The 12,454-nt window shown below is 57.8% G+C and carries 9 protein-coding genes; 3 read left to right on the plus strand and 6 right to left on the minus strand.

From position 1 onward, the window contains the following. Positions 1-73: 73 nt before the first annotated feature. On the minus strand, positions 74-2,125 hold the full coding sequence (locus RBB76_RS05690; RefSeq protein ID WP_429628375.1) for a M13 family metallopeptidase: 2,052 nt from the start codon (positions 2,123-2,125) through the stop codon (positions 74-76). 122 nt (positions 2,126-2,247) lie between these two features. Between RBB76_RS05690 and RBB76_RS05695 the strand changes: the two genes are divergently transcribed. Continuing rightward, a complete protein-coding gene (locus RBB76_RS05695) occupies positions 2,248-4,134 on the plus strand; it encodes a M61 family metallopeptidase (RefSeq protein WP_429628374.1) in 1,887 nt (628 codons plus the stop codon). 2 nt (positions 4,135-4,136) lie between these two features. Here the strand turns inward: RBB76_RS05695 and RBB76_RS05700 are convergent, their stop codons facing one another. Continuing rightward, the gene (locus RBB76_RS05700) at positions 4,137-5,312 is read right to left on the minus strand and encodes a YhjD/YihY/BrkB family envelope integrity protein (RefSeq protein ID WP_429628373.1); all 1,176 of its coding nucleotides are present in this window, start codon (positions 5,310-5,312) and stop codon (positions 4,137-4,139) included. A 158-nt stretch (positions 5,313-5,470) separates the two neighbouring features. On the opposite strand from RBB76_RS05700, the gene RBB76_RS05705 reads away from it, so the two are divergent. Further along, on the plus strand, positions 5,471-6,301 hold the full coding sequence (locus RBB76_RS05705) for an MBL fold metallo-hydrolase (RefSeq protein ID WP_429628372.1): 831 nt from the start codon (positions 5,471-5,473) through the stop codon (positions 6,299-6,301). Positions 6,302-6,304: 3 nt separating this feature from the next. Next, positions 6,305-7,174 (plus strand): aldo/keto reductase, encoded by an 870-nt coding sequence (locus RBB76_RS05710; protein ID WP_429628371.1) that lies wholly within the window; start codon positions 6,305-6,307, stop codon positions 7,172-7,174. A 69-nt stretch (positions 7,175-7,243) separates the two neighbouring features. On the opposite strand, the gene RBB76_RS05715 is transcribed toward RBB76_RS05710, so the two are convergent. The 4 genes from RBB76_RS05715 to RBB76_RS05730 all read right to left on the minus strand — a co-directional run bounded on the left by RBB76_RS05715 (position 7,244) and on the right by RBB76_RS05730 (position 12,418). Further along, positions 7,244-8,626, minus strand: a complete 1,383-nt coding sequence (locus RBB76_RS05715) for an NAD(P)/FAD-dependent oxidoreductase (protein ID WP_429628370.1) — start codon at positions 8,624-8,626, stop codon at positions 7,244-7,246. A 124-nt stretch (positions 8,627-8,750) separates the two neighbouring features. Beyond that, a complete protein-coding gene (locus tag RBB76_RS05720; protein WP_429628369.1) occupies positions 8,751-9,908 on the minus strand; it encodes a hypothetical protein in 1,158 nt (385 codons plus the stop codon). A gap of 10 nt (positions 9,909-9,918) precedes the next feature. Continuing rightward, complete coding sequence (locus RBB76_RS05725; protein ID WP_429628368.1) at positions 9,919-11,694, minus strand: hypothetical protein; 1,776 nt, start codon at positions 11,692-11,694, stop codon at positions 9,919-9,921. Beyond that, a complete protein-coding gene (locus tag RBB76_RS05730; protein ID WP_429628367.1) occupies positions 11,681-12,418 on the minus strand; it encodes a hypothetical protein in 738 nt (245 codons plus the stop codon). The genes RBB76_RS05725 and RBB76_RS05730 overlap by 14 nt, the downstream gene beginning before the upstream one ends. Positions 12,419-12,454: the final 36 nt, after the last annotated feature.

Below are 12,454 nucleotides of genomic sequence, written 5' to 3' on the forward strand. Positions count from 1 at the left end.
AAGGCTGATTACAACACCGCCCGCACCGCATCAAGAAAACACAGACGGCCGATACTCAAAATGGGAGCACTCCCTACCAGACTTTGCACGTCGGAGCATGCACCATCGGCTGGCCTGCCTTGCAGCTAAACGCCTTTTGAAACTCAGGCAGATTCGAAACCACTCCATTGATGCGAGCATATCCCGGCGAGTGAGGATCCGTTATCGCCCGAACCCGCAGCACCTCCGGACGCTGGTTTTCGCAAGCCCATTGCGCCATCCCGACAAAAAATCGCTGGTCCGGCGTAAACCCATCCACACTCTCCAGCTGCTGCCCCGCAGTCTGCTTCTTCCAAGCAATATAAGCGAGCAGCGTTCCACCCAGGTCGGCCACGTCTTCGCCGCTGGTCAGCTTCGAGTTGATATGAATATCGTCGACAACAACGTACTGCGCATACTGATCCCGAACACAGTTGATACGATCCTCGAAACCCTTTGCATCGGCGGCCGTCCACCAATCGCGAAGATTCCCCTTGTCATCAAACTGCCGTCCTTCATCATCGAAGGCGTGCGTCAGCTCGTGGCCAATCGTCGCTCCCGTGTTGCCATAGTTCGGTGCATCATCCAGCTTCGTATCGTAGAGCGGCGGCTGCAAAACGCCCGCAGGAAAATTGATGTCGTTCATCTGCGAGTTGAAGTAAGCGTTCACCGTCGGCGGCGTCATGCCCCATTCGTTCCGGTCGACTGGCTTCCCCAGCTTGTGCCACTGGCGCGCGTCCTCGAAGCGGTAAGAGCGCGTCACATTGCCGATGTAGTCATCTGGCTTGATCTCAAGTGCCGTATAGTCGCGCCACTGATCCGGGTAGCCGATCTTATTGCGAATCACCTTCAGCTTTCGCAGTGCCTCCTGCTTCGTCGCAGGGCTCATCCAATCGAGATTCTCAATCTCATGCTGCATGGCAGCTTCCACCTGCTCGGTCATCTGCTGCGTCTTGGCCTTCGTGTCGGCAGAAAAAGTGCGTTTCACAAACTCCTGCCCCAGCGCTTCTCCCAGGTCGCCATCAACGCCCCGAGTGCACTTCTTCCAGCGCGGAGGCATTGCAGGAACACCGCGCAGCGTCGTCGAATAAAAATCGAAGTCGGCTTGCTCCAACGGGTGTGCCAGATACGGTGCCGCAGACGTAAGCAAGTGGAACCGCAGATAGCCGCGGAGTGCGTCAAGCGACTCGGTTGTAAGCTCCGCCTGAACTGCTTTCATAAACTCCGGCTGCGCAACATTCACCTTCGCAACGCCCGGCGCACCTTGCGTTGCAAAGTAGCGTGGCCAATCGAAGGATGGGGCAATCTTGCCGAGTTCTTCGATCGTCATCATGTGGTACGTATTATGCGGATCCCGCCGTTCGACCCGTGTGAGAGATGCTTTCGCGAGAGCCGTCTCGATGCGTAGAGTCGCATCAGCATCGGACTTCGCCTGGGCCACCGATTCGCCGCCAAGCATCATCAGCTTCTGAATATAGGCGACGTATTGCTCGCGCAGCTTAACACTTTTATCATCCGTCTTCAGGTAATAGTCGCGGTCAGGAAGACCCAGTCCACCCGCATCAAGAGCCACAATCACCAGAGACGAGTCGAGCGCATCCTGGTCGGTGCTCGACCCGAAGAAAAAGCTGCCCTCATACTCGTGATGCAGCGAGCCTATCGCCGCAAGAAGTTCCGGCCGCGTCTTCAATGCGTCGATCCGCGCAAGTCCAGGCTGCACCGGCTTTACACCGAGCGCATCAATCGCCGTCGTGTTCATACAGGCCGCAAAGTAATCGCCCACCTTCTGCTGAACCGCCGTACGATCGGTCGCCTTCGCATCAGCCTCCAGAATCCCCCACAAAAATTGCTCATTATCATTACCAAGCTTGGCGTAGACGCTCCAACTGGCACGGTCTGCGGGGATCGGATTCTTCTTCTGCCAACCACCACACGTGAACTTATAAAAATCGACACATGGGTCCACGGAGCGGTCCAGGCTCGAAAGATCGAGCGACGGCGAATAAGGCATCGATTGAAACGGCTGAGCCGCTTCTTGTGCGGGAAGGCGCGTCGTGGCAAGGCAGAGTGCAGTGGCCGCCAGGGCGACCGGAAGCTTCGAGAGCATAAGTTCTCCTGTGTGCACCATCCTATCTGTAAAAACGCCCGTAAAGCACGCCAATCCATTCCAAAGCGTGGTCGGCCAAGGATAGACTGATTGCGGTTACACCCTAGAAAGCGGAAGGCGGAATGATGGCAGGTTTTTGGAAGAAGTGTGCTGGAGTAGCTCTGGCCACAACCGTAAGCAGTTTAGTGGCAGGGGCGCAGACCGCGCCAATCACACTCAGTGTCGATCTCACCGATGCTCCCCGCAAGATCCTCCACGCAACCGAGATCATGCCGGTGTCAGCCGGCCCCCTGACCCTGGTCTACCCCAAGTGGATTCCCGGAGAGCACGGCCCAACCGGTCCTATCGACAACATGGCCGGCTTCTTCATCACAGCAAACGGTCAGCCGGTCAAATGGGAGCGCGACAAGGTGGATATGTTCGCCTACCACATCACCGTTCCGCAGGGCGTCACGCAGTTAGAGATGAAAATCGACTTCCTCGCAACCGCCGGCGCCTCTGGATACTCTGCAGGTGGATCGACCAGCGAAAACCTCGCTCTTCTCAGCTGGAACACGCTTCTGGTCTACCCCGCCGATACGGACGCAACCAAGGTGATGTTCACTCCCTCTGTGAAACTGCCAGTCGGATGGAACCTCGGAACAGCATTGGACAAAGATGGCGGCTCCGGCCAAACATCAACCTTCAAAACCCTGAGCCTCGAGCAGCTGGTCGACTCCCCCGTCCTCGCCGGTCGATACTTCCGTGAGATTCCTCTCGCTCCCGAGATTTCGCCGAAGCACTACCTCGACATGGCCGCCGACGGCCCCGAACAACTCAACCTAACCCAAGAACACATCGCCGACTTCGACAAACTGGTACGCGAGACCGGCGCTCTCTATAAGTCGCGCCACTACGGCTCCTACCACTTCCTCGTCACCCTCAGCGACGAGGTCGCGCACTTCGGCCTCGAACATCATCAGTCCAGCGACGATCGCGTGATGGCAACCACCTTCACCGACGATCGCGAGTTTGTGCTCGATGGCCTACTGCTTCCGCATGAGTTCACTCATAGCTGGAACGGTAAATACCGTCGCCCCGCCGGCCTCGCCACCAGCAACTATCAGAAGCCGATGGAGGGCGACCTCCTCTGGGTGTACGAAGGTTTAACCGAGTACCTGGGCGATGTGCTCGCCGCCCGTTGCGGCATCTGGACAGCCGAACAGTACAAACAGCGGCTCTCGACCATCGCGGCAGAGTACAACAACCGGCCAGGCCGCACCTGGCGTGATATTCAGGACACCGCGACCGCAGCCCAGACTTTCTACTCCACTGGCGTGGGTTGGGACAACTGGCGCCTCAACGTGGACTACTACGACGAGGGGGAACTCATCTGGCTCGACGTCGACACCACGATTCGCAAGATGACCAACGGCAAAAAATCGATCGACGATTTCGTCGCGAAGTTTCACGGCCTCGGCGGAGACACAGGACCAAAAGTTGCTCCCTACACCTTCGACGACGTGGTCGCTGTACTCAACGAAGTGGCGCCCAACGACTGGGCCACCTTCCTCCGCTCGCGCCTCGATTCACACTCCTCGCAGCCACCCATGGGGGGTATCGAAAACGGCGGCTACAAGCTCACTTACACAGACAAGCCAAACCCGTGGAGCACGCTCGAAGACCAGCAGTCCGAAAGCTTCGACTTCTGGTACTCCGTCGGCTTCCACGCAAACAAGATGGGCAATATCTCAGACGTCCTCAAAGGCGGCGTCTCCGATAAAGCCGGTATCGGTCCTGGGATGAAGATCCTGGCAGTGAACGGCCGCGCCTACACCCCCGATGTGCTCAAGGCCGCCATTCACGACGCCAAAGACTCCGGTCCGGCCGTCGAGCTCATCATCCTGAACACCGGCTACTACAAAGTAGTGAAACTGGACTATCACGATGGCGAACGCTACCCACTTCTCGAGCGCGTCTCCTCCGTGCCTGATCGCTTGGATGACATTCTGAAGCCCGCAGCGAAGTAAATTTAGGCCGCAGGCTTAGGAGCAGATTCAGCGCTTGACGAATCTGCAGCAGAAACCAGCGTTGGATGAACCGAAGCCGCCGCTGCAGCAAGGCTGTTTTGCTCGAGAACGAGCAGACGCTTCGCTGCAGCGGCGGCTTCTATTTCGCTATTAATCTCAGCCCCCAGCAGCAGCATAAGACCCGTCAAATAGAACCACGTCAACAGAATGATGACAGCGCCTAAAGACCCATACGTCACCGCATAATTGTCGAAGTAGTGAACATAGAGTCGCAGTCCGAGCGAAGTGATGAGCCATCCCACGATGCCAACAGCCGCGCCTGGCGTAAGCCAATGCCACTGACTCCGCTTTACATCCGGCGCGAAGTAATAGATAACAGCGAAAAACAGCGACAGAAGAATTACGGCAAACAGCCATCCCAACACGCGAACCACAAGTGCCACGAGCGCAGCCAAAAAGTGGTCGTAGATATGCACGTGAGCTAGGCGGGCAAAAAAGTCACCCCCCAACAGTGAGGCCAGCATCAGCGTTACCAGCCCCATCAAAAGTATGGTCACGCCAATCGCGGAAAATCGAGCTGCAAAGTAAGAGCGAGTCTCCTTGACCTTATAAACCACATTCAGCGAGTCCTGGATCGCAGAAAACCCCACCGAAGCACTCCACACCGCCGCGGCAAAACCGAAGGTAAGCTTGCCGCCCGTAGCCGCGGCAGTTGTCTGGTTAAAGGTCTCCAGCACCGTCCCCATAGCATCATGCGGAATAACAATTGAGAGATAGCCCAGCAGAGAGTAATAGATATGCGATGCCGAGCGAGCGGCCAATCCAAGCAGCGACGTCGCTGTAAACAAGCTGGGAAACAACGCGAAGATAAAGTAGAAACCAAGTTCGGCGGCACGCCCCACCAGATTGTCATCCAGAAGAGATCTCCAGGTGTGCTTCGCCACGGCCCGAACCGGTATGCCTTCAAAATTCCAGAGAGATTGAAGCGGCGAACGCGACACAAGATCCCATATACGCCGCTGAACTCGCACGCCATGAACGGGATCGAGGATGGGATCGACGGAAGAGATGGCGGCGCTCCCTCTGCTCGCTGGTTCCCGCGCTAATTCACTCTCACGAGGAGTTCCAGCAGGCCTTCTGGCAAGGTAGATGCCACTCCAGCCCAAATAGAAACCCATAACAAACCCGATTTCCACCGGGTTGTGATGCATAACATCGCGATGGAGCATCTCATTTATTGGTGACATGAATGCAGAGAACGTGGCGAGGCAGACCATTCGCAGTTAGAAAGATGGAACAGCTCTGGCGGTTGGTGCGCGAGAGTCACGAGCAACCAATGACCGGAATCTCCCGGCCCGTCGAACTGGTAGACCCCAACGAACTTGGAATCACCTTCATTGGTCACTCCTCGTTTCTCCTGCAGGTTCACGGGCGAAAGCTGCTCGTCGATCCAGTCTTCTCAAAACGCCTCGTTGTCCTGCGACGCCAACGGCGTCCTGGCGTCACAGTCGAAGCGTTGCCAGCCATCGACGTGGTTCTTCTCACCCACGCCCACATGGACCACCTCGATATGGCGTCTCTGCGCCGCGTCATCCGTGCAACTCGAAAGCTAACCGGCCAGACTCCCGAAGTTGTAGTGCCTCGCGGCGTCGAGGATCTCGTGGAACGCCTTGGCTTCTCGCGGATTCACGGCCTGGCATGGTGGGAACAGATTGAAATACAAAGCCTCACTATCACGATGACTCCCTGCAAGCATTGGGGAGCAAGAATGTTTCGCGATACCCATCGTGGCTACGGCGGATATGTCGTCCAGGGCGGAGGCCAGTCGGTCTATCACTCTGGAGACACCGCGTACTTCGATGGCTTCCGCGAGATCGGCGCAAAACTCAACCCAGAAGTTGCCCTACTGCCCATAGGCGCCTATTTTCCAGACACCTACCGCTCCGTGCACACCAGCCCGGAAGAAGCCGTGCGCGCGTTCGTCGAACTCGGAGCCAATCAAATGGTACCAATGCACTATGGAACCTTCCGCCTGGGCCGCGAGCCGATGGAAGAGCCCGTACAGCGCCTCGAAGCGGAGGCACAACGACTCGGAATTAACCAAAAAATAAAAATTCTCGGCGAAGGCGAGACGATGCACCTTCACGCGGCGGCCAGCATCCGATAGGGTATGACAACTTCAACCGTAAACGCGAAAGCAAGCGGCACGTTTTCAATTGGCGGGGATCTCACCGTCAATCGCATGGGATATGGGGCAATGCGGATCACCGGCGACGGGATCTGGGGCGAGCCCAAAGATATCGAAGGCGCCAAAAAAGTTCTGCGACACGTCGTCGAACTCGGCATCAACTTCATCGACACTGCCGACGCCTATGGTCCTGACGTAAGCGAACAACTCATCGGCGAGGCATTGGCCCCCTACGCAAAAGGCGTCGTCATCGCAACCAAAGGCGGCCTTACGCGCCAGGGCCCAAATCAGTGGCTGCCCGTCGGACGCCCCGAGTACCTGACCCAACAAGTTGAGATGAGCCTGCGCAGGCTGAAAATAGAACGGATCGACCTCTGGCAGTTGCATCGCATCGACCCGAAAGTGCCCGTCGAAGCGTCCCTCGGCGCAATCAAAAAACTACAGGAACAGGGCAAGATCCGACACATCGGACTAAGCGAGGTCAAGCCTCACGAAATCGACCAGGCTCGCAAAGTGGTCGAAATCGTGAGCGTACAGAATCAGTACAACATCGGCGACCGCCAGCACGAGGATGTCGTCGAGTACTGCGCCAAACACAAAATCGCCTTCATCCCTTGGTTTCCTGTCGCAGCAGGAAAGCTCGCTCAGCCCGGCGGCAAGCTCGACTCCGCTGCGAAGAAACACCAGGCCACCGTCTCGCAGCTCTCACTCGCCTGGCTGCTCCATCGCTCCCCCGTAATGCTCCCCATCCCGGGAACGACCTCGGTGCAGCACCTCGAAGAGAACGTAGCCGCAGCCGACGTTAAACTATCAGCAGCCGAATGGAAAGAGATCGAAGACTCCGCAAAATAACCATCAAAAAACCATTACCAACAGGAAGAGCCGCGATCTTGCGGCTCTTTCTTGTTAGACCTGTCCGGATTAAGTCTTGGGCGAACTCATATCCAACGGTTTGGTCGTAACAACTCCCGTGTGTTCCTCCTGCGCATTCCAGCCAGGGAGTTCCTGCGAGCCCGTAATCAACCGCGCCCCATCTTTGAACGTCAGATAAGTCCACGCCCACTGGCGGAACACAGCAAGCCGATTCCGGAAACCAATAAGAAAAAAGATGTGCACCACCAGCCACGTCATCCACGCAGGAAAACCGCTCCAATGTGCCTTGAACGGCCACTCGATCTTAGCCACCGCTGCCTTGCGCCCGATTGTTGCCATATCGCCTTTATCGAAGTAGCGAAACTCTTCGTTCTTGCCGCTCCCATCACTCCCTGAGGCGGCAGCGACCAACCGGCCGATGCGTTTCGCAGCATAGGTTCCCATCTGCATCGCAGGCTGGGCCACACCCGGCACCTGCTTGCCATCCTGCTCGAAGTGCGCAAGATCCCCGCAGATAAAGATCTCCGGATGCCCCGGCGGATTCAGATGCCCATCGACAATCACCGCACCACGTTTATCTGTCTCCGCGCCAAGCATCTTCCCGAGCGGCGATGCCTGCACGCCAGCCGCCCACAGCGTAACCACCGTATCGATGCGTTCCTCCCCTACCATCACATAACCCGGCTGCACATCACTCACGTGGGCGCCCGTCCGTACCATCACACCAAGCTCGGCAAGCTGCTCAATCGCCTTCTGTTGCAGATCCAGCGGATAAGCCGCCAAAATATTCGGACCACCCTCCAGAATTAGAACCTTCGCCATCGAAGGATCAATATGGCGAAAGTCGCGGACCATGTACAGTCGCGCAATGTCGCTGATTGCTCCAGCAAGCTCAACCCCCGTCGGCCCCCCACCGATAATCACAAAGTTCAGCGCAGGATGAGTTCCGGTCTCCATCATCTGCCGCTCTGCGAGTTCGAAAGCAAGCAAAACCCGCCGGCGAATCTCGGTTGCATCTTCGATAGTTTTTAGGCCGGGCGCAAGCTTAGCCCACTCGTCCTTGCCAAAATAAGAGTGTGTCGAACCCGTCGCGACAATCAGGTAGTCGTACTCAAGCTCCACACCCGTCTTCAGATGGACCCGCCGCTGTGCCACATCGAATCCCACCGCCTCATCCATCAACACGTCGACATTCGGATGATTGCGGACAAGCGCACGGATCGGCTGCGCAATATCGGCCGGAGATAGAACCGCAAGAGCCACTTGGTAGAGCAAAGGCTGAAATAAGTAATGGTTTCTGCGATCCACCAGCGTAACGTCAACTGGAAGTTTTCCCAGAGCCGTCACGGCATTGATGCCGCCAAAACCTCCACCCAGAATGACGACCCGCTTCCGTACAGGTCCGCTTCCCACTGTCGTCGCTACCGCCATCGTTCAGGCTCCTCACTGTACTTGTCTCTTATCTGATGCCGAATGGAGCCGTACGGCTTTTTCCAGATTCGACGGTCTGCACCTGAAGGAGTTACAAGAAAACGCTCCTTGTAGGAAAAAGGCATCAGGGCTGCTTTTGCAGAGCAAGCGAAATAAACCCCTGCGTACCGGTCGCCGCGGCCAGATTCGTCGTCTCGGCAATTCCCGGAATCTGCTGCGGGACACTCGTCAAAAGACCATTCGCATCGGAGACACCCGAAGACTGCAACGAGCCAAGCACGGGAGGGATAGGGCAACGGCCTCGGTCCGGGCACGCCGCCTCCCAGGCATCGACCGTCTGGTAGATCTGAACGACCGCCCCAGCAACCGGATGGGATGCCGTGTCCGTCACCTGCAACACCACCGGCGTGAGCGTGCCGTTCGCAGAAACTATTTGACCGGCTCCGCTCACCGCAATCAGACGCAGGTCTGCAACATCGACGCCCACCGTCGTAAACGAAGCACAAGTGTTCGTCCACGCGCAGCCAGACAAAATCGCTTGTCCGCCAGCCATCAACGGACCAGCCGTCGCAACAGTCTGCGCAATCTCCTGCGAGTTGACTTGGGAGCTGGCCGGCGACACCGAAACCGCCCCTGAAATCGCCTGCCAGCCAACCGGCAATCCAGCAGTCGAAGCAAAATTATCGGTAACGCTAAGCTGCGGACCCCATTCCACAGTCGCGCCCTCCACGATGTATTCGGACGCCTGTATCGCCGTCGCGGCCTGGACGCGCGTAGCCGCCGTGAAAGATGCAACCGCAGTACCATCCACCCCGGTCGCCTGCAACGTGATCCCGCCCGCGCTCATCGGTGTAATAAGTGTCGAGGCGATACCATTGGCACCTGTACTCACGGTGCAACTGGCCGCTCCACAAGCAGAGAATTGCACCGAGCCATTCGTCGCGGTAAAGGTCACAGCCTCGCCCACGACCGGAGTCACCCCATCACCATTCAGCACCTTCACGGCAAACGGCGTCGCTGCAGGTTGCGAGAGCTGCACCTGACCCGAAGGCGCACTCACTAGGCTAAGCACAGGCACCGGCGCAGCGTAGCTCAGCGATTGCGTCATCACCGTTGTCCCACCGGTAGACAAATCCGTAACTGCGACATCGGCAACCAGCGCCGTGGTCGAGCCGAGTGCGCGAATCGAAGGCACCGTAGCGACAATCGTATTTGCGGTCCAGCTCGAAACCGTAGCAGCAACCCCGTTGACGGTCACCGTATTGCCCGTACGAAAGCCCATCCCGCTGATCCTAATCGTGCCGCCCGCAGCGCTCACCGTTGCGGGGCTCAGCGAATCCGCATAAATGTACGCGTGCCTCGTAGTTGAAGTCCGGGCGTCCATCTCCACGCTGGTCGGCGATCCCAATTCGTAACTGATTTGGTTGCGTAAAGGCAGTGGTCAGCGTAGTCATGCCGTTGGCGTCTCCGTCGAAGGCCTCTCCAGCACCCGCAACGCCAGGCAACGAGCCCAGCGCGTCGGTCGCATTCCAAACACCAATCACCGGCATCGCCTTGGCGCTGGTCGCGAATCCCTGTTCATCCTCCGCCGTCACCTCGAACGTCGCCGAGCGGTTCGCTTTGACCGACAGCGAAGACCACGCGGAGTGCCCATACCCGCAGAGCAACCCGGACCACCACCCCGACGGCGTCACAGCAGCAGGAGCCGCTTCGGTTCCATCCGTGCCAGTATTGCAGTCAGCCGCTGCATCGTTCGTCACAAAATCTACGAATGGCTGGGCGTAGCTGCCGAAGATTCCATAAGTCGACACCGGATCCGATCCAGATGGCGTTACGGTATTGGCGACGTACGGACCCACGGCATATTGTCCCGTGTAGAGCGGATTGACAGGCTCTGTCTCTAAGATCAGCACCTGCCAGGTGCCAGGAAGCATCGGTATTCGGTCCAGCAGATAATAGCCTTCGTCCGATGAATTCTGGCTCCCTTGGCTTCCGGCAAACGACGTGTCTGGACCACTCACAGGATTACCGTTCGACTGGCGAAACAGAGCACCCGACACACTGGAAACCGTATACCTGTCTTCGATCGCCGACGGCAGGGTAAACTGTGCCCATCGGCGCACGACGACGTTGACCCCTTGCATCCCCTCTCCCGTAGGAAAGTTGACATGCCCGGAAAACAGGTTCGCGTTCAGCAGGCTGTCCGTCTTGCCCGGGCCCGCCTGTCCTTGATCGATAAAGTAGAGTTGCGCCAGCGCCGACAGATCATCCGGACGAAGAGTGAACGGCTGCGGCAAGCACTGGTACGTATACGGGCCACAGATGATATCGATCGGATGCATCACCGGCCAGAACATCGCCTGGTCAAACGTAGGTTGCGGGCTGTCCGTGAAGACGTTGTCATTGGTCTGCGACCAACCCAACCCAAGCAACCGGCCGAACGCCCGCATCAGTTGATATTGCAGCTGCATCTGCTGCTGTGGCGCATGGCCAGTGCACCGGCCGTTGAGAATCAGAATCGCATGCTGAATGAAACCAGCCGGTACGATCGAATCAACGCTCTCCGTCACGCCATTTTGCAGGCATCCCGAAGGATCGCTCGCCCCATTGCCCAGTAGAAGATCTGTAATTGAGCCATCGCTGTCATAAATCACCGCGATCTGTTTAGCGAGATAGTTGCTGCTCTGCACATCGGCAGGAAAGATGGGTCCATTCGATCCTAGAAATGCATTGGCTCCGCTGACATGCTCATCGAGCGCTCCGCCCTGCGACAGCACTAGTGTCGCAGTCGGAACATTCCAGACCGCCGCCGCAGCAGCAACAAGAGCGTCCGCCGCCGCGTGATTTACCGTCGAGCTTAGATTCCCAGGATCGGTGAAATAAAGTGGCTGGTTCGTATACCAAACCACCGGAACGCCCGAGGTCGTAAAGTACGGCGGTCCCGTCACCCAGCGTGGACCGCCAGCCCACGCAGTCGCCGCGGTCGCAAACCAGCAAAACAGCACAAACAGGAAAGTCTGCAACCACACGTTGCATTGAATTCGTAAGATGGTGTCAGGGCGCGCCATGCTCCGCCTTCTGCCATGTGGTCAACAACCCCAGCACTGCCGCCACTGAAGCCTGTTGCGCCGGAACCGACGCGTCGGCAACACTCGTATAACCGAGCGGCAGAATCACTGGCACATCTCCGGCTCGAGCACCCGATGCGACCACCGTTTCGACCCGCTGTTGTCCCGGACTCAACTGCGGAAACGCATTCGCCGGGCGCACCGCCTTGTCGCGATAAGAGACCGCACGTGGCACTCTCGTTCCCAGCCAGCGAAGATCGACAAACGGAAGAGAAGGCGGCGGCGTTGTGCTCTCCGCCGGCGAAGCCACAATCCCGCTCTGCCGAATGGGAATTGCCCCATCGAGCCCGCCAACCGGCGAACTCAGTCCTCCCGCACCAGGCGCATGCAAAAGCATCAGCAATCGCTGACCGACACGGTATCTCCCGTTGCCTCCTGCCCACAGCCCTCCCCATTCGTGCAAAACATACGGCCCCGTTTGGCACCCGCGAATCGCCTCATCGACGCGAAACTGGATCTCTACAATGCCAGAAGCCGGACTGCCACCCTCCGGAAGATGCACCGTCAGCACCTGCCCCATGAAGATGACGTCGGCACGATCTGACATCTGGTGCAGAACATCTGTCACGGTCTGCGATCCGGCGGAAGTCGAGGCCTGCCCCCAGCCCATCGGAGCCATCAGAAGCACGACAGCAGCGTTCAGCCGAACAAAAACTCGCAGCATCCCCGCCATCCCGTCCCTCCGCCCTCTCCCTGTTCT

The organism is Tunturiibacter psychrotolerans, assembly GCF_051013365.1.
Taxonomy (GTDB): domain Bacteria; phylum Acidobacteriota; class Terriglobia; order Terriglobales; family Acidobacteriaceae; genus Edaphobacter; species Edaphobacter psychrotolerans_A.